The sequence below is a fragment of the Streptomyces sp. NPDC001787 genome, from assembly GCF_040297465.1.
GTDB lineage: Bacteria > Actinomycetota > Actinomycetes > Streptomycetales > Streptomycetaceae > Streptomyces.
Genome location: NZ_JBEOZE010000009.1, coordinates 37,190 through 58,107 on the forward strand (window position 1 = coordinate 37,190; position 20,918 = coordinate 58,107).

Consider the following 20,918-nt stretch of genomic DNA (forward strand, 5'->3'; position numbering starts at 1 on the left):
CCCCGTGACCCCCGCCGGATTCGAACCGGCGTCCTTCCGTATGCCATACGGACGCGTCTGCCTCTGCGCTACGGGGCCCCGAGGGGAGCCGGTCCGCCCGGACAACCGGATTCGAACCGATGTGTCCGGTTCTGGAGACCGGTGCGCCTGCCTCTGCGCTACATCCGGGCGTAGGGCAGATACTAACGAACAGTCACCGCCGCGTCCTCATGAATATGTACAGGGATACATACAGGGATACGTGCGGGGGTACGTACGGCGCCCGGGTCAGGCCCTGTCGCGCTCGACTCTGCGCAGGTGCTCGCGCTCCTTCTCGGAGAGGCCGCCCCAGACGCCGAACCGCTCGTCGTTGGCGAGTGCGTACTCCAGGCACGCCACCCGCCCCTCGCAGGCGTTGCACAGTTGCTTGGCCTCGCGCGTCGAGCTGCCCGGGGCCGGGAAGAAGAACTCGGGCCCGGCCTGCGCGCACAGCGCGGTCTCCTGCCAGGCGAGCGCGTCGTCGGTCACGGTGTTGATCAGCATGGGCCTCACGGTGCCCGGTCGCGATAAACGAGCGATCAACGATTCATCAATCCGGGGGACGGCGTGGGCGGACCGGGCCCGGGACGGACGTCCGGTGCGCGCCCGTCCCGCGTCCGGTGCCGCGGCTGGTCAGCCCGCCTGTCCCGGCTCGGGCTTCATCACCGCGAAGACCGCACCGTAGGGGTCGGCGAGATTCGCCATCCTGCCCACCTCCGGCACGTCCATGGCCGCCAGGGTCTCCCTGCCGCCGAGCCGAGCGGCCTCGGCCACCGCGGCATCGACGTCGTCGACCGTGAAGTACGGCAGCCAGTGCGGGCCCAGCGCCGCCTGGGCCGGTGCGTCCGAGAAGGGGACGAGACCGCCGAAGCCCAGGTCGGGTCCGGTGCCGGCGGTGCGCAGGACCGTGTACGTGTAGTCGCTGCCCTCGAACGGCATCTCCTCGGTCCGCCAGCCGAAGACCTTCCGGAAGAACGCGGCGGCCGCGGGCACGTCCGGGGTGTAGAGCTCGGCCCAGAGGAAGGAGCCCGGGTCCTGGATGACACCGAGTCCGGGGTTCTCCTTCGGCTGCCAGACACCGAAGTACGCCCCGGCGTTGTCGTTGAAGCCGGCCATGCGGCCGAACTCCATGACGTCCATGGGCTCGAACGGCACGGTACCGCCCGCCTGCTCGACCTTCCTGGCCGTGGCGGAGGCGTCGGAGGTCTGGAAGTAGACCGACCACGCGCTCTTCGACTCGCTGTCGGGGACCGTCATCACACCGGCGGCCGTGCGACCGCCCAGCGTGTACATCCCGTAACCGCCCGTCTCGGGGCCCCCGGGGAGCAGGTCCCAGCCGAACAGGCCGCGGTAGAAGGCGGTGGCGCCGTCGAGATCGGGCGTGCCGAGGTCGATCCAGTTGGGAGCGCCGTCGACGAAGCTGGGGCTGAGCATGTGTGCTCCTTCAGCGAGTCCCGTTGTCTCGCTTGTCCTGATGCGCGGTCCTTCTCCTGACTCTCCGAGTCTGGCACCGGGTACGGACAGCCGCAGTCCGCGCGGGGCCTGGGGCACGGCGCGGCCCCGGCGGCGGGCGGGCCGCGCGGGGCGGGCCGGCCCCCGGGCGGAGGACTGCTCCGCGCCCTCCGGCCGACCGTGGATGCGCTCGGCCGGAGGGGTGAAGCGCTGCCCCCGCACCCCCGCGCGGGCCGGTGTCACGACCGCGCCCCGACCGCCCAGGCCGTCCGGGGGGACAGGACGGGCCGGGCGGGCAGGACCGGCCCGCCCGTCCTGCCCCGATCCGGTGATGACCGCGTGTACGCCATGCCGGCCAGCGTAGGGGCGGCCGTCCGGGGCGGCCGAGGCATTGCGGCGGCGCGTCGCCTTCCTCTTCGGCTCAGCGGCGCACGCCGAGGGCCGGGAGCACCGTCTCCGCGACCCGGTAGGCCTCCTCCAGCAGCGGGTTTCCCGAGAGGATGAAGGTGTCGACGCCCAGGTCCTGGAACTCCCGCAGCCGTTCGACGACCTGGGCCGTCGACCCGACCACCGCGGTGCCGGGGCCCGGACGGAACAGGCTCATGCCCGGCCACATGTTGGGGTGGACCTCCAGCTCCCGCGCCCTGGCGGGCACCTTGCCGCCGTGCTGGCGGAACTGGCGCTGCCAGCCGACGCCGTCCTCCTCCGCCCGGTCGCCGAGCTGCCGTGCGTACGTCGCCCCGCTGGTGACGTCCAGGAGCCGGTCGGCCGCCGCCCAGGCCTCGTCCTCGGTGTCGCGGACGATGAGGTGGAGCCGCAGGCCGATGCGGAGCGTGCGGCCGTGGGCGGCGGCCCGTGCGCGTACCCGGTCCAGCTTCTCCTTGAGCAGATGCGGAGGTTCGCCCCAGGTGAGGAACACATCGACGTGTTCGGCCGCCATCTCGATGCCGGGCGCGGAGGAGCCGCCGAACCAGAGCGGGATGTGCGGGTCCTGGACGGGCCTCAGCTCGCGGAAGGAGGCGCCCGCGTTCTTCAGGTCGTAGAAGCGCCCCTGGTGGTCGAAGACCTCGCCCGCGGTCAGCCGCTTCACGATCGACCAGTACTCGGCACTCAGTGCGTACCGCTCGTCGTGCTCCACATGGAGTCCGTACTCCTGGAGGGACGTGGTGGAGCCGTTGACCACGTTGAAGCGCAGCCTGCCGCCGAACAGCGTGTCGAAGCTCAGCGCCATCTTGGCCAGCAGGGTCGGTGAGATCAGGCCCGGGTGGACGGCCAGCAGCGGCTTGAACCGGGTGCTGGTGGAGGCGGCGAGCGCGCTGCCGAGGGGCCAGACGTCGTACAGGTCGGTGGCGAGCAGCGCACCGCTGTAGCCGAGCTGTTCGACCGTACCGGCGAGACGGCTCAGATAGCCGAGGTCGACGGGACGGCGCCCTGCGGGCTCCCAGGGGTAGGCGCCCTCGCGCGGGATGATGTACCAGAGGACTTCGGTCGGCATGGTGCTCAGGCCGCCTTCGTCGCGGCGCCGGACGGGCGGGCGACCGCCGTGGCGACGGTCACGGGCCGCTCGATGAAGCCGGTGCGGTGGAAGATGTCGGCGGCCTCCTGCTGCTCGGCGAGGAACTCCTCCGTCACCGCCTCGATCCGCCAGGGCAGCGCACGCAGCGCGCTCTCCCAGTCGTCGGCCTCGCCGCCCAGGTCGGCGGCGGCGATCTCGGCGGCCCGGCGCGGGTGGGCGGCGGCCCAGTCGTCCGCGCGCCGCAGGGCCCGGTGGAGCGCCTCGACGACCTCGGGCCTGCTCTCCGCGAAGTCGCGGCGGGTGAAGAAGACGGACCGGTCGGTGATGACGTCGCCGGTGCGCACGAGGGTGCGCAGCCCGCCGGTGCGGCGCGCGGCGGCGAGCTCGGCGCCCTGGGCGACCCAGGCGGCGATGTCCCCGGTGCGAAGGAGCTGTTCGCTGTCCGCCGAGCTCCGTTCGGCGCTGATGTCGTCGGCGTACGAGAGGCCGGCGTCGTCCAGCGCCTTGGCGATGAGGTGGGTCTGCCAGGAGCCGATCGCCAGGTGGACGACCGCGCCCTTGAGGCCGGCGACGGTACGGACCGGGCTGTCCTCGGGGACGAGCAGCGCGCCGTGCTCGGGGCGCGGGGCGGAGACGGCGGTGTAGACGAGGTCGTGGCCCGCCGCCTGGGCGGTGACGGGCGGGGTGGAGCCGGTGCCGCCGAAGTCGATGACGCCCCGGGTGAGGAGTTCGCCGGTGCGGACGCCGTTGGTGTACGGGTGGAAGACGACGCTCTCACCGAGCGGGGCCAGCTCCTCCTGGGCGAAGCCCAGCCGGGAGAGGTGGTACAGGTGGAAGAGGGACGGGTTGCTGCTGTGGACACCGATGGTGACGGTCATTCAGATCACTCCGATTTCGGTACGTTCGACGGCCGGCGCGGATCCGGCGGCGGGCGCGGAGGGCGGGGTGGGGGGCTTGGCCGGGGGCGTTTCGACCCCGAGGTCGTGGAGCAGGCGTCTGCGCAGCGCGACGAACGCGGGGTCACCCGGTTCGCGGGGCCGGTCGACGGCGACCGGTTCGTCCGTGACGAGCCGGCCGTCGCGCAGGACGGCGACCCGGTCGGCCAGCCGCACCGCCTCGTCGACGTCATGGGTGACGAGGAGCACGGCGGGGCGGTGCCTGCGGCACAGCTCGCCGACCAGGTCCTGCATCTTCAGCCGGGTCAGCGCGTCCAGGGCGGCGAACGGCTCGTCCAGCAGCAGAAGTTCGGGCTCCCGGACCAGGGCGCGGGCGAGCGCGACGCGCTGGGCCTCACCTCCGGAGAGGGTGGCGGGCCAGGCCTCGGCGTGCCGTTCGAGGCCGACTTCGGCCAGCGCCCGCAGGCCGTCGGCACGGCGAGCGCGCGGCAGGGCTACGGTCACATTGGCGAGGACCTTCTTGGACGGTACGAGGCGGGGTTCCTGGAAGACGACGGTGCGGGCCTCGGGGACCAGCACCTCTCCCCCGTCCGCGCGGTCCAGGGCCCCCAGGATGCGCAGCAGCGTGGTCTTCCCGCTGCCGCTCGCCCCGAGCAGCGCGACGAACTCACCCCGGGCGATGTCCAGTTCCAGGCTGTCGAGCACGGCGCGGGCGCCGAAGACCCGGCGCAGCCCCCGTACGCGTACGGCGGGCGCGGCCGTCCCGCGGCCGGTCATCGGGAGACTCCCCGGGGGGTGCGCCACGGCATCAGGACACGTTCCAGCAGCCGTACGGCGATGTCGGCGCTCAGGCCCAGCAGGCCGTAGACGAGGATGCAGACGGCGAGGATGTCGGTGCGTGCGTAACTCTGGGCCTGGGACATCAGATAGCCGATTCCCTCGGTGGCGTTGATCTCCTCGGCGGCGATGAGCGCGATGACGCTGAGGGTCATCGACAGGCGCAGTCCGGCGAGCAGGGACGGCAGGGCGCCGGGCAGGACGACCTCGCGGACGATGCCGAGGCGGCTCATGCCGAAGCTGCGCATCGCCTCGATGAGTTTGGGGTCGGTGTCGCGCACGCCGCTCGATGTCGAGACGTACATCGGGAAGGTGGTGGCGACGGCGATGAGCAGGATCTTGGCGGTCTCGTTGATGCCGAACCAGACCATGAACAGCGGCACCAGGGAGAGGAAGGGGATGGTGCGCAGGGTCTGGAGCGAGGAGTCGAGGAGTTCGTCGCCGAGCCGGGTGAATCCGGTGGTGATGCCGAGGGTCAGCCCGGCGGCCAGTCCGATGAGCAGGCCCAGACCCGAGCGGGTCAGGGAGGTGGTGAGCGCGTCGGGCAGCTGCCCGTTGCCCCACAGCTCCCCCACCGCGCGGATGACCTCGGCGGGCGATGCCAGCACGTCCGCGGTCAGGACTCCGGTCGCCGATGCCGTCCACCACAGGGCGAGCAGGGCCACGGGGCCCAGCGCGCGGACGGTCAGGGAGTGGGCGCGGCCACGGGGCCGGCGCACCTGTGGGCGCGGGGTGACGAGCGGGGCGGTCGTGGTGTCGCTCATGTCAGCTTCTCGATGTCGAGGAGATGGGCCGCGACGTCGACCTCGGTCCTGGTGACCTTCTGCTCGGCGTAGAAGGCGGCGACGTCCTTGAAGCGGGTGATGTCCTCGGGGCCGATCGGGTCGACGGTGCCGCCCTGGGCGGTGAAGCCGGTCTGGACCTCCTTGGCCCTGCCGGTGACGGCGGTGGGGCCGACGTCGGTGAAGACGTTCAGATAGGCGGCCGGGTCCCGCTTCTCCTCGGCGCTGGCCTCGTGGAGGTACCGGTAGAGGGCCTTGACGACTTCGGGGTGCTGTTCGGCGAAGTCGGTACGGACGGCGTTCAGGCTGTAGTTGTCGGAGCCGATGGCGGTGCCGTCGGCGACGAAGTGGGCCTTGCCGCTGCCGATCTCGGCGACGGCGTAGGTGGCCCAGACGGCCCAGGCGTCGACCTTGCCCGCGTTGAAGACGGCGGCGGTCTGGTCGGGGCGCAGATAGACGCGCTCCACCCGGTCGGCCGGGATGCCCGCCTCGGCGAGGGCCTTGAGCAGCAGGTACTCGCCGGTGCCGCCCTGGTTGACGGCGACCTTCCGGCCGACGAGGTCGGCGACGGACTCGATGCCGGAGCCGTCGCGGACGAGGATGCCCTCGCCCGCCGCGTCCGGGGCGACGGCGGTGAAGAACTTGAAGCCGGGGCGCTGGGCGAGCGAGGTGATGCCGGAGGTGATGGAGCCGGTGGCGATGTCGAGCTGGTCGGCGTTCATCGCCTGGGCGGCCGGGGCGAAGGGACCGGCGCTGCCGGTCCACCGCACCTTGGCGCCCACCTTGCCCAGCGCCTTGTCGAGGCTGCCGTCCTTCTTGCCGAGGGCGAGGACTCCGGAGTTCCCGGGGTCGGGGATGCGTACGGTGACCGTGCCGCCCGCACCGGAGCCGGTGGCGCCGTCGTCGCCGGACGTGCCGCATCCGGTCAGCGCGAGAAGAGCGGTGGCCGTGAGGAGGGCGGGGAGTGCGGGCTTGCGCAGTGGTCGGGTCGCGTTCATGTGGCGGGAGTCCTCGGGGCTGGGGATGCGGATGGCGTGCGGGGGTCGGAGGTGCGGGGGCCGGAGGTGCTGGCCGGGGCGGTGTCCGGACCGGTGGGGGCGGGCCGCCCGCTGTTGAGGGCGGCGGCGCGGCGGAGCGGTCCGGGGTCGGCCCAGGCGGCGATGTCGACGCGCCCGTGCAGGAAGCCGTGGCCGTGCAGCGCGGTCTCCTGCTGGGAGAGCAGGGCGAGGCGCCGCGGTGAGAGATCGGGGTGGAGGGTGAGGTGGGTACCGGGGCGGTAGGCGCCCGCGACACCGTCGGCGCCGGCCCCGGTCTCGGCACCGAGGATCCGGGCGACCTCGTCCGGCCGGCCGGTGGCCCAGTCGGCCGCCCTGAGCAGGACGGCGAGGAAGCGGTCGACGAGGCCGGGGTGCTCGTCCAGGAGGTCCTGGTGGACGGTGATCGGACGGGGGGTTCCGTTGTTGACCCGGAAGCGGCGGTCGGGCAGTTCGTCGAGTTCGACGGCGACCTCCGCACCGGAGCGCCGGGCCGCCTCGACCGCGAGTGCGCCTTTCACGTACACCGCGTCGACGTCCCCGCGCCGCAGTGCGGCGAGTTCGGCGGCCCACTGCCCTTCGTGCCCGTCGGCCGGGATGTCCACGGGTACGGCGTCCGCGAGGCCCAGTCCGGCGGAGGCGAGCGCGCCCTCGAAGCCCCGAAGCGCCATGGCCCGCCAGAAGTCGATGGCGATGCGGTGCCTCGGCACGGCGATCCGCAGTCCGCGCAGCGCCTCGGCACCCCGGATACCGGAACCCGGCGCGACGAGCACGCTCTGGCGCTCCTCGATCCAGGTGAGCCCGATCAGCCGGGTCCGCTCGCCCCGTGAACGTGCCCACAGGGCGGGCACGTTGCCGCCCTCGCGGAACAGCGCGGAGTGCTCGTGGGTGAAGTGGGCGGCGCGGTCCGCCCCGGGAGAGGCGTCCTGGAGGGAGCGCACCTCGATGCCGTCGGGGGCGAACTCATCGCCGAGCCAGCGCAGATCGGCGGCGATTCCGGTGGCGGTGGGCACGGGACAGCGGGTGAACCAGAGGGTCTGGGGCCGGACGGCGGCATGCGTCATGGGGTCATCCCTGAGGGTCGGCGGAAAAGGTCGGGGCGGGGCCGGGTGCGCCGGACCGGACCGGTCGGGCGCCGCGCGGCGGACGCGGGAAGGAACGGTGCGCGGGAGGAAGAGGCGGCGGGAGCGGCGGGCACGGGCCCGGACCACCCGCGGCTCCGCGGCCGGTCACCGGGACCCGGGGCGCCGGATCACCCGCGGGACGGGAGCACGGCCGTCGCGGGGGCGCGGCGGACGTCCGGGAACGGCCGGGGGTCCCGGGAGAGCCCCGGAGTTCCGGCGCGTCCGGGGGAATCCGGGCGGGGACGGGAGTCTCCGGCTCTCCCGGGGAGGGTCCGGGCGGGGCCGGGGGTTCCCGGGCGGGGCCGGGAGGAGTCCGGGAGGGTCCCGAAGGTCAGCGACAGGCCGCGCTGGAGACCCGCGCCAGGTCGATATGACGGCGCAGTGTGAGAGCGAGCGGCACCGGAGCGGCGGGGGCGGGTATCGCTCTGCGTCGGCCGGCCATGGCGCTGCTCCTTCCGGCTCGTCGGTGGTGGTGGCCGAAGCCTGCCACGGATGCCAGCGCCCCGACAACTCGCTTCCCATGATATGGGATTACATATGAACGGAGTGTTTCGCCCCACTGTCAGTCCGCCGCTCAGCTCCCGTAATGTGGCAAGCAACACCCGAGGATCGAGCGGAGGGCGAAACCGAGATGACCGAGGCCGCGGCAGTACGTGCTCCGGGCGGAGCCCAGGCGGTCCGGCGCGCGCTGGACGTCCTGCACTGTTTCCACGACAACGGTCCCGACCTCAGCGCCTCCGATCTGGCCCGCCGCCTGGAGCTCTCGGTGTCCACCGCCCACCGGCTGGCCCGTACGCTGCTGGGCGCGGGATTCCTGGAGCAGGACCCCCGCACGTCCCGGTACCGGCTCGGCCCCTCGGTGACCGAGCTGGGCCGGCTCTCGTACCACCAGCGCGGGCTGCATCTGGCCGCCCCCGAACTGGCCGATCTGGCCGAACGCACGGGCGCCACGGCCGATCTCGCGCTGCGCAGCGGCCCGCACGCGGTGATCGTGGCGGGCGGTTCGGTCGCTCCGAAGGTGGGGCTGCGCAGACCGCTGCACTCCACGGCGCTGGGCAAGGTGCTGCTGGCGTGGGCGCGGCCCGGCGAGGGCGGCCCCGGCTCGCTGCCGCCGCTGCCCGCCTTCACCGAGCGTACGATCGTCGAACCCGCCGCGCTGCGAGATGAGTTGGCTCGCGTCCGGGCCGATGAGTACGCGCTCAACGACGGCGAGTCGGCGTACGGGGTACGGACGCTGGCGGTTCCGGTGCTGGACGGTGCGGGGCACGCGCGCTTCGCCCTGGCCGTACGGGCCACACCCGCGGTGATCACCCCGGAGCGGACCGACTGGCTGCTGGCCCAGGCCCGGTCGTGTGCGCGCGCCCTGGAGGTGCTGCTGCTGTCCCCGGCCGAGCGGCGGCCGGCCGGGGAGTGACCCCTCGCCCGGCTCAGTGCCGGTGCGGCTCCGCGTCCGCCCCGCCGGTCCCGTCGGCCCTGCCGGCGGGGGTCCTCGCGCTCGACCGGTGATGCGGTTCGTACCCCGGGATCGTGCCGTCCGGCTTGGCGACCAGCAGCAGTCCGGCCATGCCCATGTCGGAGTGGCTCTGGACATGGCAGTGGTACATCCAGGCGCCCGCGCCCACGTGTTCGCCCGCGAGGATCTGGAATCCGAAGGAGTCGGCGGGGCCGCAGATCTTCGTGTCCACCACCCGGCTGGGGTCGTCCGGTCCGGTGAGCAGCCCGGTCCGGTTGTCCGCCCAGCGATGACCGTGGATGTGGAAGGTGTGGTAGTACTCGCCGTGCGTGATCATCACGATCTCGACCCGGTCCCCCACCGTGGCCTCGAAGTTCGGGCTCTCGTGGGCGGCCTTGTTGTTGATCGTCATGTCGTTGAAGACGATCGTGATCGTCCTGTCCGGCAGGATGTCGCCCTGCCGCCGCACGACCAGCGGCCCGTACAGCCCCTTGCGGATGCCGCCCGTGCCGTGGTCCGTGCCCACGACATGGTCGTGGTAGTGCCAGTAGCCGGCGCTGCCCGGCCGCCAGGTGCCGTCCTTGCGGCGGCCCGGGGCGTGGGTGCGCCAGGTGTAGGTGCGGGTTCCGCCCGGCTCGACATGGCTCTTGTTCATCCGGGTGCCGTCGCTCGCGATGTCGTAGTCGACGCCGTGGACATGGAGACTGGCGTCGACGTCCGTGGTGTTCTCGAACTCGATGTGCAGGGTGTCGCCCTCGTTGATCTCGATGAGCGGCCCGGGGACCGTCGCCTTCCCCTTCTCAAGGCCGTAGCCGAGGGAGCCGTCCGCCAGCTTCTCGGCGTACATCTTCAGCCGGCGCACCACACCCCCGGCCGGGGCCGTCCTCGGCGGGTTCTCGGCCGAGGACGCCTCGACGGCGCCCAGCGACAACGATGTCACCCCGGTCGCCGCCGCCGCGCCACCCACCAGCATCCGCCGGCTGAAGGTCCTTCGATCCATGCCGAACTCCCCAATGCGTGAAGGAAATTGCTGAGGCCCAGAGCCCTGTGGGGCACGGGAGACCCCCGGGACGGCCCATACCGTAGCCGGGGGATCATCGTTTATCCACACCCAGGACAAAGTTAGTGCGAATGCCGCCATAGCTATTGGCGTACCACGAAAAGAGGTCTAGCTTCATGCGCTGTTGCAGTGACCGAAAAGTTGCAGTGACCAAGAGGGTGGGTGACCACATGCAGCGCACACCGCACCACCGGTCCAGATCGCGACGCGGTTTCGCGGCGGTCCTGGCGACCGGCGCACTGACCGCGTCCCTGCTGGGCGGCAACGCCGCCGGCGCCAGTCCGAATCCGGAGCCGGCGGACAGGCTGCCGACAACGTTGTCCCTCCCGTCACCACCTGGCGGGGCCAACGTCAAGGTGCTGGTGTTCCACGCGTCGGCGGGCGACGAGTCGCCGACCGTGGACGCCGGCATCGCGGCGATCGAGAAGATCGGGCTGAGCGGTCCGGAGGCCGGACGCTTCAGGACCGTCGCCACGGACGACGCCGGGGTGTTCACCAACGCCAAGCGGCTCGGCACCTTCAACGCGGTCGTCTTCCTCACCGGCGGGGGCGATGTCCTCGACCCGGAACAGGAGGCCGGTCTAGAGGCGTACATGGAGGCGGGCGGGGGGTTCCTCGGCATCCATGACGCGGCCCGTACCGAACCGTACTCGGACTGGTTCACCGGTCTGGTCGGGGCCCGGCCGGCCGCGAACAGCCCCACCGACGTGCAGCGGGCGACGGTGGAGATCGGGGACCGGATCCATCCGGCGACCAAGGGTCTGCCGCTGGAGTGGAAGCGTCCCGACAAGTGGCTGAACTGGACGAAGAACCCGTCCGGCGATGTGCACACCGTGGCCCGGGTCCGCGAGCTCACCTACAAGCCCGGCGCGAGCGCCAACGGCTGGGACCACCCGGTCTCCTGGTGCCGCGACTACGACGGCGGCCGGTCCTTCTACACCGCGATGGGCGGCACCGCCGACAGCTTCGCCGAGACGGACTTCCGCGACCATCTGCGGGGCGCGCTGGCCTGGACGTCCCGGCTCTCCCGGGCCGACTGCACCGCCACGATCAACAGCAACTACAGGGCGGAGCGCCTCACCCAGCCCAACCAGCCGGGCCGGAACGACCAGATCGGTGAGCCGCACGGACTGGTCACCGCCGCCGACGGGCGGGTCTTCTACATCGGACGCGGCGGCGCCGACAGCAGCCGGCCGGTCGTCATCGACTGGAAGGACCCGGACGTCGGCAAGGGTCTGGGCGAGATCCATGTCTACGACCCGAAGACCGGGAAGGTCACGCTCGCCGGCGCGCTGACCGTGTTCGGGAACAAGGGCGGCGGCGACGAGCTGGTCAAGGTCGAGGAGGGGCTGCTCGGCATCGAGCTGGACCCGGACTTCGCGTCCAACGGCTGGGTGTATCTGCACTACACGCCGCACGCGAAGATCGACCGCGACAAGCAGATGGCGGTGCGCCAGGTCTCCCGCTTCACCTTCGACCCGGCCACGGACAAGCTGGACCTCGCCTCCGAGAAGGTGCTGCTGAGCTGGCCGGTCCAGATCCACAGCTGCTGCCACGCGGGCGGCGGTATGGCCTGGGACTCCCGGGACAACCTCTACATCGCGACCGGCGACAACAACTCCTCCGGCTTCAGCGACGGTTACTCGGGCAACAACCCCCAGCCGAACTACAAGGGCGTGTCCTTCGCCGATGCCCGCCGCACCGCGGGCAACACCAACAACCTCAACGGGAAGATCCTGCGGATCCACCCCGAGGACGACGGCACGTACACCCTGCCCGAGGGCAATCTCTTCACCGGCAAGGAGCCGGACGAGGGCGGCGGCAAGACGCGCGGCGAGATCTATGTGATGGGCGTGCGCAACCCGGCCAGGATCTCCATCGACAAGTCGACCGACACGCTGTACGCGGGCTGGGTCGGCCCGGACGCGGGGGAACCGAGCACCACCTGGGGACCCGCCAAGTACGACACGTTCGCCGCGATCACCAAGCCGGGCAACCACGGCTGGCCGTACTGCATGGGCAACAAGCAGCCCTACCGGGACCGTAATCTGCCCGACCCGGGCAAGCCGCTGGGCTGGTACGACTGCGACGCCCCGAAGAACGAGTCGCCGAACAACGACGGTCTGGTCAATCTGCCGCCGGTCACCTCCAACACCATCTGGTACTCGCCCCAGGGAGGCGGCGTGGACTACCCGCGCGACGCCGACGGCGTCCCGAGCTACCGGGCCGAGGAGCAGAAGCTGCTCCTGCCCTGGCTCAAGGGCGGCGGCCAGGCCACGATGAACGGCCCGGTCTACCGGTACGACGCGGCGAGCACGAGCGCCGACAAGTGGCCCGCCTACTGGGACGGCAAGTGGTTCGTCGGTGACTTCTACGACGCCGACCAGCCGCGGCACGCCGTGCTCACCGACCCGAGGACGGCCGGCAAGGGCGGTCTGCCCACGCACGCCGAGTCCCTGAAGAAGATCATCCCGGTCGGGGCGGAGGGCATCCGGAACCTGATGGACTGGAAGTTCGCTCCGGACGGTTCGCTGTACGTCCTGGACTACGGGCGCGGCTTCTTCACCTCCGACTCCAAGTCCGCGCTGTGGCGTGTGACGTACAAGGGCGGCGGTCCGACCCCGGCCGCCGCCGACCTGGCCAGGAAGGCGGCAGCGCAGTGAGACACCCCTCGCTCCTCGCACGACGGCGATACCGGCCCGCCCGGCTGTGGCTCGCCCTGCTGGGATCGTTCCTGATGGTCCTCGGGCTGAGTTCGACGGCCGCGTACGGCCGGGGCGACGACCGGGCCCCGGCGGCGGCCGACCAGGTCCTCACCTGGACCGCCGGCGACCCCATCGACCACTATCTGTCGGCCCCGAAGACCGCGGTGGCCGGCAGGGCGACCATCGTCTTCGAGAACAGCACGGCGACCGGGAACACGACCGGGATGCCGCACACGCTGACGTTCAGCGTCTCGGACCCGGAGTTCAACAACGACGTCCAGCTGAACATCCTGGCCAACCCGAGCGACAGCGAGGGCGGCAGGCACAGCGTCGAGGTCACCCTCACCCCCGGCCGGTACTTCTACCACTGCACCATTCCGGGCCACGGGTCGATGCAGGGCATCCTCACGGTGACGGACGGCGGTGGCGGTGAGGACACCACCGCCCCGGAGACCTCCGCGAAGGTGGACGGCGACAAGAACGCCGACGGCGCGTACATCGGCCAGGCCACCGTCACCGTGGCGGCGGCCGACGAGGGCTCCGGCGTCGACAAGGTCGAGTACGCCCTGGAGGCGGACGGCGCCTGGCAGCCGTACACCGCGCCCGTCGTGGTCGACGGGGTCGGGTCGCACACGGTCCGCTACCGGGCCACCGACAAGTCGGGCAACACGGCGGCGGAGAAGGCCGTCGACTTCGCCGTGGCCGCGCCGCCGACCGACGACACGACACCGCCGGAGACCTCGGCGACCGTGTCGGGCGAGAAGGACGGCCAGGGCGCGTACCTGGGCATGGCCACGGTCACCGTGACCGCGTCCGACACCGGTTCCGGCGTCAACACCATCGAGTACGCCCTGGGCGCGGACGGTTCCTGGCAGGCGTACACCGCCCCCGTGATGGTGCACGAGGTGGGCACGCACACGGTCCGCTACCGGGCCACCGACAGGTCGGGCAACACGGCGGCGGAGAAGGCCGTCGACTTCACGGTCGTCGAGCCCCCCTCCCAGGACACGACCGCGCCGAAGACCTCGCTGACGGTGGAGGGCGACAAGAACTCGGACGGCGCGTTCATCACCAGCGCCAGGGCCACCGTCACCGCGACCGACGACGACTCGGGCGTGGACAAGGTCGAGTACTCCCTGGACGGCGGACCGTATCTCGCCTACACCGCCGCCGTGATCGTCGACCGGGTCGGGTACCACACGTTCGCCCACCGGGCCACGGACAAGGCGGGCAACACGTCCGAGGCGGAGCGGATGTCGTTCACCGTGGCACAGAGCGGCGGGGTCCCCTCGCCGAACTGCCCGGAGTTCGACGAGCGGCTCACCGTCATCGTCGGCACCGTCGACACCGGCGTCCCCAACCGGATCACCCGCAACCGCTGCACGGTCAACGAGCTGATCGAGGACGAGAAGGACTGGTCCTCGCACGCCCTGTTCCTCAAGCACGTGGACAAGGTCCTCGACAGACTCCTGACCGACGGGGTGATCGACACCCGCGAGCACAGGAAGATCTACCGGGCGGCCAAGGAGTCCGGCATCGGGAAGCCGGGGCAGGTCGAGGGCTACACCAAGCTCTTCGACGGCACCGCCGCGTCCCTCGCCAAGTGGCAGCACGTGGGCGGCGGGAAGTTCGGGCTGAACGAGGAGGAGGGCTCGATCACCAGCTCCACGACCGTGGACGGCATGGGCATGCTGTGGTTCCCGGCGCGGAGCTACGGGGACTTCTCGCTGAAGCTCCAGTGGCGCGACGACGCGCCCGCCGCGGGCAACGCCAACGGCGGGGTGTTCGTCCGCTTCCCGAACGTCCACGACAACCCGGAGGAGTCACGTCCGGAGTGGGTGGCCATCAAGTACGGCCATGAGATCCAGATCAACGACCGGCCGGACGGCGACATGTACAAGACGGGCTCGGTCTACGGCTTCGACCGGGTGGGGCTCGGCGGCGCCGGCGTCACGCCCAAGGGCACCTGGAACGACTACGAGATCCGGGTGGTCGGCCAGCACTACTCCATCCACCGCAACGGTGTCCTGCTGAACGAGTTCGACAACAACGGCGGACAGCTCTTCGAGCCGCCGCGGGGCGACGACCCGGGCACGGACGGACGGCGGTTCGCCGCCGGCTACATCGGACTCCAGGTCCATGGCACCTCGGACGTCATCTCCTACCGCGACATCCGGGTCAAGGAGCTGTAGACCCGCGGCGCCTCAGCCGGTCGCGGCCGCATGCTCCGGCGTGTGGCCGCGGCCCTGGGGGTGCCGGTCCCGCCACACCCAGAACACCGCGCAGGACACCAGTGCCCAGGCCCCGAGCACCAGATACGGGAAGAGGAACTCGTGCCCCTGGTAATAGACCGCGGTGTGCTGGGCGTTGACCGAGGCACCCGGCGGCAGCCAGCGGCCGATGTGGCCCAGCGGCGACGGCAGCAGCGGCCAGGACACCGCGCCGCCGGAGGACGGGTTGCCCAGCAGCACCATGAGGCCCCAGGTCGGAATCATCGCCCAGCGCCCCATGAGGGCTCTGAACATCGCGAAGACCATGCCCGAGGTGAACATCGTGAACGACAGGATCAGCCACGAGTGGACGAAGGGCAGATCCACCGCGCCGAGCAGCCAGTCCACGACGGCGGCGATGGCGAAGCCGCCGAGCACGGCGTAGGCGACGGTGAACGCGATCCGCTCCGGCGGACGCAGGCCCTGCGCGTTCACGCTCATCTGGATCGATCCGACGAAGCCGATGATGACGGCGGCGAGCGTGATGTAGAACAGGGCGAGTCCGCGCGGGTCGCCCTTCTGGAGCGGTTTGACATCCCTGACCGTGACCGGCACCCCGACGGCGTCGCCGACCTTCAGCCCTGACTCGGTGAGCAGCTGGGCCACCGAGGCGCCGGACGCCGCGGCCACGTCGAGCGCCACCCCACGCCCCTGGGGCCGCACGATCGTGAACACCTTCTGATCCTCCAGCGCCTCCCTGGCCAGCGCCGGGGTGGGGTAGGAGCGCAGATCGAGCGAGCCGTCGAGGGCCTTCTCCATCCCGGCGACGAACACCCCGGTCCCCGGCTCCCGGGCCTCACCGACCAGAGCCCCCGGGATCCGGTGCGGAGTGGGGTTGGCCATGGCGTAGGTGTACGAGCCCGCGAAGAGGCCGGCCGCGGCCGCGATGATGAACAGCAGCACGGTCGCGGGCAGATACGGCGACTTCCTGAACCACTCCCCCATGTCCCGGCGGGTCGGCGGGCGTCCGTGGGCGCCGTGCGCCGTTCCCGTACCGCTCATGCCCCGTCGCCGTCGCCCTCGCCGCCGTCCCCGTGGGCGCCGCCCTCGCCGTCCCCGTGCCGGGCGCGGCTGGGCTGCACGCGCTTCGGTTCGCCGGGCATCTTCGGGTACTCCGGCGGATAGGGCATATCGCCCAGCCCGCGCTCCTTCTCGTCCCGCTCCGCGAGCTCCAGCAGCGCCTCCAGCCGGAACGCGTGCTCGTCCATGTCGGCGTGTACGTCGCCGAGTTCGGCGTACCGCACCGGCAGCGTCCTGATGTCGAAGTCCCGGGGCTCGGCCGCGTCGATCTCCTCCCAGCGCAACGGGGCGGAGACCGGGGCGTGCGGGAAGGGCCGTACGGAGTAGGCGGAGGCGATGGTGCGGTCGCGGGCCGTCTGGTTGAAGTCGACGAAGATCCGCTCGCCGCGCTCCTCCTTCCACCAGGCGGTGGTCACCCGCTCCGGCATACGCCGTTCCAGTTCGCGTCCGGCGGCGATGGTCGCGCGCCGCACCTCGGTGAAGCTCCACTCGGGCGCGATGGGCACGAACACATGGATGCCGCGGCCTCCGGAGGTCTTGGGCCAGCCGCGCAGCCCGTGGTCGTCGAGGACGGAGCGCAGTTCATGGGCGGCGGTGACGGCGTCGGCGTAGTCGGTGCCGGGCTGCGGGTCGAGGTCGATGCGCAGTTCGTCGGGATGGTCGGTGTCGGCGCTCCGTACCGGCCAGGGGTGGAAGGTGAGGGTGCCGAGGTTGGCCGCCCAGATCACGGCGGCGAGTCCGGCCGGGCTGATCTCGTCGGCGGGGCGCCCGCTGGGGAAGGCGATCCTGGCCGTCGGAATCCAGTCGGGGAGGTTCTTCGGCGCGCGCTTCTGGTAGAAGAAGTCCCCCTCGACACCGTCCACGAAGCGCTGGAGCGTGGTCGGCCGGTCGCGCAGGGCGCGGGTGATGCCGGACCCCACGGAGAGGAAGTACTCGGCCACGTCCCTCTTGGTGTAGCCCTTCGCGGGGAAGTACACCTTGTCCGGGTTGGACAGCCGTACGGCTCGTCCGTCTGCGTCCAGTTCCACCGCTGCTCCCATGACGGCCACCGTAGGCCGGTCGCACATATGCCGCATATCGGGAGACGGGGGACGGTGCGTGGGCAACAATCGGGCCATGGACCTGCCGGTGATGCCGCCCGTGAAGCCGATGCTCGCCAAGTCCGTGTCCACGATCCCGCCGGGCATGCAGTACGAGGCGAAGTGGGACGGCTACCGCGCGATCGTGCACCGGGACGGCGAGGAGGTGGTGATCGGCAGCCGCACCGGCAAACCGCTCACCCGCTACTTCCCCGAGCTGGTCACGGCGTTCCGCGACAGTCTGCCGCCCCGTTGTGTCATCGACGGGGAGATCGTCGTCGCCCATGAGGGGCGCCTGGACTTCGACCGGCTGAGCGAGCGCATCCATCCGGCGGATTCACGGGTACGGCTGCTGGCCGAGCAGACCCCGGCCAGCCTGATCGCCTTCGACATCCTCGCGGTGAACGACGACTCGCTGCTCAGCACCTCCCAGGCGGATCGCCGGTCCGTGCTGGAGGCGGCGCTGGCCGATGCCGCGCCGCCCGTGCACCTCGCCCCGGCGACCACCGACCCCGATGTCGCCCGGCAGTGGTTCGAGCGGTACGAGGGCGCCGGGCTCGACGGTGTCGTGGCCAAGCCGCTCGATCTGCCCTACCGGCCGGACACCCGGGTGATGTTCAAGATCAAGCATGAGCGGACGGCGGACTGTGTGGTCGCGGGGTACCGGACGCACAGGAGCGGCCCGGTCGTCGGCTCGCTGCTGCTCGGCCTGTACGACTCCGAGGGCTTCCTCCAGCACGTCGGGGTCTGCGCGGCGTTCCCGATGAAACGGCGCGCGGAGCTGGCCGAGGAACTGGAACCGCTGCGCACCGTCTTCGCCGACCATCCCTGGGCCGCCTGGGCGGACCCGGCGGCACACGAGGGCGCACGGCTGCCCGGGACGCAGAACCGGTGGTCGGGCAAGAAGGACCAGTCCTGGGTGCCGCTGCGCCCGGAACGGGTCTGCGAGGTGGCGTACGACCACATGGAGGGCGACCGGTTCCGGCACACCACGCAGTTCCGGCGCTGGCGTCCGGACCGCACCCCCTCCGGCTGCACCTACGGGCAGCTGGAGGAAGTGGTGCGGTACGACCTGGCCGAGGTGCTGTCAGGCGGCTGACTCCGGCTCGCCCGTCGGCGTGGCGCAGGGGTCGTCGGTGTCGCTGGGGTCCGGAGCCGGCGTGGGGTCGGACGGGTCGGGTGACGGGGAGCCGGTGGGGCAGCCGGGGTCCGTGGGTCCGGGGTCGGTGGGCGTGCCGGTCGGATCGGGGCTGGGCCCGGGGTCCGTGGGACCGGTCCCGCTCGGGTGGGGGCTGGGCCCGGGGTCCGTGGGGCCCGTCCCGGTCGGATCGGGGCTCGGGCCCGGTGAGGCGGTGTCCGTGGGGCGGGGCGAGGCGGAGGGGCCGGGGGTGCGGGTGGGCTGGGGTCCGATGACGATGCCGCCGCCGTTGCCCGGACTGCCGGGGCCGCCGACGGGGGCCTTGGGCCCGGCCGGTCCGCCCGCCCCGGGGCTCTTGGGGATCACGCCCCTGCCGTCGGCCACCGGGTGCGTTCCCTCGCGGTAGAACTCCAGCCACGACAGCACGGTGCGCAGATAGGTGTCCGAGTGGTTGTAGCTGAGGATCGCCCGGTCCAGATCGGCACGGACGGACAGATCACGGGTCCCGGCGCAGAGGTAGTGCCCGGCCGCGAGAGCCGCGTCGAAGATGTTGTTGGGGTCCTTCCGGCCGTCGCCGTTGCCGTCCTTGCCCCAGTGCGCCCAGGTGGAGGGGATGAACTGCATCGGGCCGACCGCCCGGTCGTAGGTGGTGTCGCCGTCGTACGCCCCGTCGTCGGTGTCCCGGATCATGGCGAAGCCCGCCCCGTCGAGCACGGGGCCCAGGATCGGGGTGAGCGTGGTGCCGTGGGCGTCGACGCGGCCACCGCGGGCCTGGCCCGACTCGACCTTGCCGATCGCCGCGAGCAGCTGCCACGGCAGTCCGCAGCCCGCGTCGCTCCGGCCGAGGGCGCTCTCGGCCCTGCGGTAGGCCGCCAGCACGGTGGCCGGGATACCGGCCTCGGCCCATGAGGTGGTGACCGCCAGACTCCGCCGCGCCCCCGGCTCCGGCGGCTTCGGGGTCTTCAGCGGCGGCAGTTCGGTGTGGTACGAGTCGTCGTTGGGCACCTGGGTCCACACCACGTCGTCCGCGGCGGCGGTCTTCTCGGCGGGCTGCGCCGGGCCGGCGAATCCCGGCGCCTGGGACGCGGTGAGCGCGGCCATCGCGGCGACGGCCGTGGCCGTCGTGGTGAGTCCGCGGCGTACGGTGCCGTGGAACCTCATATGTGCTCCCCTCCCCCGGGTCACTGCGTGAAGGTGTCGATGGCGGCGATCCGCCAGGTGTCGCCCCGCCGGACGGCGTCCACGGCGAACATGGCCGCCGCGTACGTGGTCTCCTCGGCCTTGCCGGTACGGGTGTTGCTCTGGTCGGCGAAGATCAGCAGCCGGGCCCGGTCGCCGTCGAGGACCTCCACCCCGCTCTCGGTGACCGTCGTGGTGAGGACGAGCTTCTGCTTGGGCGCCTGCGCCCGTACCTCGGCGAGCATGTTCTCGTGCTGCCCCACCGCCTTGCCGACGAGGTAGGTCCGCGCGGCGCGGTCGGCCTTGGCGGGCGAGGCGTAGTCGTACGAGAACACGGCGCCGACCGCCTCGGTGATCTGGCCCTTCACCTCGCTGGTGCGGCCGATGTCGGTGAGCGCGGTGTTCTGCCGGGACGGCTCCCCGCGCAGGCTCCCGGCGGAGGTGAACGCCCAGGCGGCGAAGGCGCCGAGGAGCACGGTCGCCGCGCACAGGATGGCGGGCAGCCGGATCCGCAGGCGCGGTGGCCGGCGCTTCGGCCGGCTCTCCGGCTCGGCCGCGGGCTCCGTCCCGGCCTCCTCCGGCGGCGCTCCGGCCGCCGCGTCCGCTTCCGGCGGCGTGGGGGTGACGGACTCGGTGGCGGTGGCGGTGGTGGTGGTGGTGGTGGTGCGTTCCGCGGCGGCGGTGGCCAGCCGGCGCTGACGGTTGACGAGGTGACGGGTCGTCGACATGTCCGGGATCCTCTCGGGGGCGGTCGGGGGCGGGGGCGTCAGCCGGCGGTGTTGCCGACGGGCGCCTGGCCGAGGGCGCTGAGCTTCCATCCCTGCGAGGTCCGGGTGAGCTGGCCGAGCATCCGGCTCTCCTTCACCGCGGGCTCGCCCTTCGGCGCGGTGACGGTGACCCGGACGGCCACCATGACTCCGGCCCGGCCGGCCCGGTCGTCGAGCTCGGTGACCGCGCCGGAGAGGACCTTGGCGGTACTGACCGTCTTCGCCGCCTCGATCTGCTTCACGAACTCGTCCCGTCCGTCGATCAGTTGCTTGTGCAGATCGCCGGTGGTGGAGCTCTCCCAGCTGTCCAGCCCCTGTTCCAGCTTCCGGTGGTCCAGGGTGTTCATGTTCTGCACCGCCTGTTCGCCCGCGGCCAGGGCGTCGTCGCGGGCCTGCGCGTACGCCGCCGAGTCGTCGTGGGAGGCGTCGTACCGGGACCAGCCGCCCCAGCCCGCCGCCACGGCCGCCACGGCCGTGAGCGCGATCGCCACCGTCACCAGAGCATTCCCCGTCGTCCGTACCCGTGCCATTGCGTGCCTCTCCCCTGCCGGCTGTGCCGATCCGAGCCTGTGTGCGTTGCCTGCGTGC

General features: G+C 72.0%; 19 protein-coding genes and 2 tRNA genes. 4 read left to right on the top strand and 17 right to left on the bottom strand.

Features of this window, described 5'->3' with window-relative positions:
• Positions 1–5: 5 nt before the first annotated feature.
• From ABT170_RS15075 to ABT170_RS15125, 11 genes are all read right to left on the bottom strand, one after another.
• Positions 6–78: transfer RNA gene (locus tag ABT170_RS15075), tRNA-Ala, on the bottom strand.
• Between the two features lie 18 nt (positions 79–96).
• A tRNA-Trp gene (locus ABT170_RS15080) sits at positions 97–168 on the bottom strand.
• Positions 169–267: 99 nt separating this feature from the next.
• Complete coding sequence (locus ABT170_RS15085) at positions 268–522, bottom strand: WhiB family transcriptional regulator (protein WP_329946752.1); 255 nt, start codon at positions 520–522, stop codon at positions 268–270.
• Positions 523–651: 129 nt separating this feature from the next.
• The gene (locus tag ABT170_RS15090; protein WP_351867530.1) at positions 652–1,452 is read right to left on the bottom strand and encodes a VOC family protein; all 801 of its coding nucleotides are present in this window, start codon (positions 1,450–1,452) and stop codon (positions 652–654) included.
• Between the two features lie 439 nt (positions 1,453–1,891).
• Positions 1,892–2,965, bottom strand: a complete 1,074-nt coding sequence (locus ABT170_RS15095; RefSeq protein WP_351867532.1) for an LLM class flavin-dependent oxidoreductase — start codon at positions 2,963–2,965, stop codon at positions 1,892–1,894.
• A 5-nt stretch (positions 2,966–2,970) separates the two neighbouring features.
• Positions 2,971–3,864, bottom strand: coding sequence for an ABC transporter substrate-binding protein (locus tag ABT170_RS15100; protein ID WP_351867535.1), 894 nt, complete (start codon positions 3,862–3,864; stop codon positions 2,971–2,973).
• On the bottom strand, positions 3,865–4,659 hold the full coding sequence (locus tag ABT170_RS15105) for an ABC transporter ATP-binding protein (protein WP_351867537.1): 795 nt from the start codon (positions 4,657–4,659) through the stop codon (positions 3,865–3,867).
• On the bottom strand, positions 4,656–5,483 hold the full coding sequence (locus tag ABT170_RS15110) for an ABC transporter permease (RefSeq protein WP_329946747.1): 828 nt from the start codon (positions 5,481–5,483) through the stop codon (positions 4,656–4,658). The genes ABT170_RS15105 and ABT170_RS15110 overlap by 4 nt, the downstream gene beginning before the upstream one ends.
• Positions 5,480–6,499: an NrtA/SsuA/CpmA family ABC transporter substrate-binding protein gene (locus ABT170_RS15115; protein ID WP_329946746.1), complete on the bottom strand. Its 1,020-nt coding sequence runs from the start codon at positions 6,497–6,499 to the stop codon at positions 5,480–5,482. The genes ABT170_RS15110 and ABT170_RS15115 overlap by 4 nt, the downstream gene beginning before the upstream one ends.
• Positions 6,496–7,599 carry an ABC transporter substrate-binding protein gene (locus ABT170_RS15120; protein WP_351867541.1) on the bottom strand — a complete coding sequence of 368 codons (1,104 nt, stop codon included), beginning with the start codon at positions 7,597–7,599 and terminating at the stop codon, positions 6,496–6,498. Before ABT170_RS15120 ends, ABT170_RS15115 begins: the two co-directional genes overlap by 4 nt.
• A 391-nt stretch (positions 7,600–7,990) precedes the next feature.
• Entirely contained in the window at positions 7,991–8,101 is a 111-nt protein-coding gene (locus ABT170_RS15125) for a putative leader peptide (RefSeq protein ID WP_329946744.1), read from the bottom strand.
• Between the two features lie 189 nt (positions 8,102–8,290).
• Between ABT170_RS15125 and ABT170_RS15130 the strand changes: the two genes are divergently transcribed.
• Positions 8,291–9,073, top strand: a complete 783-nt coding sequence (locus tag ABT170_RS15130) for an IclR family transcriptional regulator (RefSeq protein WP_329946743.1) — start codon at positions 8,291–8,293, stop codon at positions 9,071–9,073.
• A 13-nt stretch (positions 9,074–9,086) separates the two neighbouring features.
• Here ABT170_RS15130 and ABT170_RS15135 read toward each other — a convergent pair whose 3' ends face one another.
• Positions 9,087–10,112, bottom strand: a complete 1,026-nt coding sequence (locus tag ABT170_RS15135) for a multicopper oxidase domain-containing protein (RefSeq protein WP_351867546.1) — start codon at positions 10,110–10,112, stop codon at positions 9,087–9,089.
• Positions 10,113–10,342: 230 nt separating this feature from the next.
• Between ABT170_RS15135 and ABT170_RS15140 the strand changes: the two genes are divergently transcribed.
• Together ABT170_RS15140 and ABT170_RS15145 are read left to right on the top strand one after the other, a co-directional pair.
• Positions 10,343–12,835 (top strand): ThuA domain-containing protein, encoded by a 2,493-nt coding sequence (locus tag ABT170_RS15140; protein WP_351867549.1) that lies wholly within the window; start codon positions 10,343–10,345, stop codon positions 12,833–12,835.
• The gene (locus ABT170_RS15145; RefSeq protein WP_329946740.1) at positions 12,832–15,069 is read left to right on the top strand and encodes an OmpL47-type beta-barrel domain-containing protein; all 2,238 of its coding nucleotides are present in this window, start codon (positions 12,832–12,834) and stop codon (positions 15,067–15,069) included. Before ABT170_RS15140 ends, ABT170_RS15145 begins: the two co-directional genes overlap by 4 nt.
• Before the next feature lie 12 nt (positions 15,070–15,081).
• Here ABT170_RS15145 and ABT170_RS15150 read toward each other — a convergent pair whose 3' ends face one another.
• The gene (locus tag ABT170_RS15150; protein WP_351867552.1) at positions 15,082–16,149 is read right to left on the bottom strand and encodes an ABC-2 transporter permease; all 1,068 of its coding nucleotides are present in this window, start codon (positions 16,147–16,149) and stop codon (positions 15,082–15,084) included.
• Complete coding sequence (gene ligD, locus ABT170_RS15155) at positions 16,146–17,207, bottom strand: non-homologous end-joining DNA ligase (RefSeq protein ID WP_329946738.1); 1,062 nt, start codon at positions 17,205–17,207, stop codon at positions 16,146–16,148. Before ligD ends, ABT170_RS15150 begins: the two co-directional genes overlap by 4 nt.
• A gap of 76 nt (positions 17,208–17,283) precedes the next feature.
• Between ligD and ABT170_RS15160 the strand changes: the two genes are divergently transcribed.
• Positions 17,284–18,345: an ATP-dependent DNA ligase gene (locus ABT170_RS15160; protein WP_351867555.1), complete on the top strand. Its 1,062-nt coding sequence runs from the start codon at positions 17,284–17,286 to the stop codon at positions 18,343–18,345.
• On the opposite strand, the gene ABT170_RS15165 is transcribed toward ABT170_RS15160, so the two are convergent.
• Genes ABT170_RS15165 through ABT170_RS15175 form a run of 3 tightly spaced genes read right to left on the bottom strand, consistent with a single transcriptional unit; the run spans position 18,334 to position 20,860 of the window.
• Positions 18,334–19,545, bottom strand: a complete 1,212-nt coding sequence (locus tag ABT170_RS15165; RefSeq protein WP_351867558.1) for a lytic transglycosylase domain-containing protein — start codon at positions 19,543–19,545, stop codon at positions 18,334–18,336. The two genes, ABT170_RS15160 and ABT170_RS15165, sit on opposite strands and share 12 nt — an antisense overlap.
• A gap of 20 nt (positions 19,546–19,565) precedes the next feature.
• Positions 19,566–20,291: a hypothetical protein gene (locus ABT170_RS15170; protein ID WP_351867561.1), complete on the bottom strand. Its 726-nt coding sequence runs from the start codon at positions 20,289–20,291 to the stop codon at positions 19,566–19,568.
• A 38-nt stretch (positions 20,292–20,329) separates the two neighbouring features.
• Entirely contained in the window at positions 20,330–20,860 is a 531-nt protein-coding gene (locus ABT170_RS15175; protein WP_351867564.1) for an Rv1363c family protein, read from the bottom strand.
• Positions 20,861–20,918 lie beyond the last annotated feature (58 nt).

Excerpts from the sequence above, each read along its gene's own strand:
- ABT170_RS15100 (WP_351867535.1), bottom strand. The coding sequence starts at position 3,864 with ATGACCGTCACCATCGGTGTCCACAGCAGCAACCCGTCCCTCTTCCAC.
- ABT170_RS15090 (WP_351867530.1), bottom strand. The coding sequence starts at position 1,452 with ATGCTCAGCCCCAGCTTCGTCGACGGCGCTCCCAACTGGATCGACCTC.
- ABT170_RS15140 (WP_351867549.1), top strand. The coding sequence starts at position 10,343 with ATGCAGCGCACACCGCACCACCGGTCCAGATCGCGACGCGGTTTCGCG.
- ABT170_RS15115 (WP_329946746.1), bottom strand. The coding sequence starts at position 6,499 with ATGAACGCGACCCGACCACTGCGCAAGCCCGCACTCCCCGCCCTCCTC.
- ABT170_RS15085 (WP_329946752.1), bottom strand. The coding sequence starts at position 522 with ATGCTGATCAACACCGTGACCGACGACGCGCTCGCCTGGCAGGAGACC.
- ABT170_RS15130 (WP_329946743.1), top strand. The coding sequence starts at position 8,291 with ATGACCGAGGCCGCGGCAGTACGTGCTCCGGGCGGAGCCCAGGCGGTC.
- ABT170_RS15105 (WP_351867537.1), bottom strand. The coding sequence starts at position 4,659 with ATGACCGGCCGCGGGACGGCCGCGCCCGCCGTACGCGTACGGGGGCTG.
- ABT170_RS15120 (WP_351867541.1), bottom strand. The coding sequence starts at position 7,599 with ATGACGCATGCCGCCGTCCGGCCCCAGACCCTCTGGTTCACCCGCTGT.
- ABT170_RS15110 (WP_329946747.1), bottom strand. The coding sequence starts at position 5,483 with ATGAGCGACACCACGACCGCCCCGCTCGTCACCCCGCGCCCACAGGTG.
- ABT170_RS15175 (WP_351867564.1), bottom strand. The coding sequence starts at position 20,860 with ATGGCACGGGTACGGACGACGGGGAATGCTCTGGTGACGGTGGCGATC.
- ABT170_RS15150 (WP_351867552.1), bottom strand. The coding sequence starts at position 16,149 with ATGAGCGGTACGGGAACGGCGCACGGCGCCCACGGACGCCCGCCGACC.
- ABT170_RS15135 (WP_351867546.1), bottom strand. The coding sequence starts at position 10,112 with ATGGATCGAAGGACCTTCAGCCGGCGGATGCTGGTGGGTGGCGCGGCG.
- ABT170_RS15125 (WP_329946744.1), bottom strand. The coding sequence starts at position 8,101 with ATGGCCGGCCGACGCAGAGCGATACCCGCCCCCGCCGCTCCGGTGCCG.
- ligD (WP_329946738.1), bottom strand. The coding sequence starts at position 17,207 with ATGGGAGCAGCGGTGGAACTGGACGCAGACGGACGAGCCGTACGGCTG.
- ABT170_RS15165 (WP_351867558.1), bottom strand. The coding sequence starts at position 19,545 with ATGAGGTTCCACGGCACCGTACGCCGCGGACTCACCACGACGGCCACG.
- ABT170_RS15170 (WP_351867561.1), bottom strand. The coding sequence starts at position 20,291 with ATGTCGACGACCCGTCACCTCGTCAACCGTCAGCGCCGGCTGGCCACC.
- ABT170_RS15095 (WP_351867532.1), bottom strand. The coding sequence starts at position 2,965 with ATGCCGACCGAAGTCCTCTGGTACATCATCCCGCGCGAGGGCGCCTAC.
- ABT170_RS15160 (WP_351867555.1), top strand. The coding sequence starts at position 17,284 with ATGGACCTGCCGGTGATGCCGCCCGTGAAGCCGATGCTCGCCAAGTCC.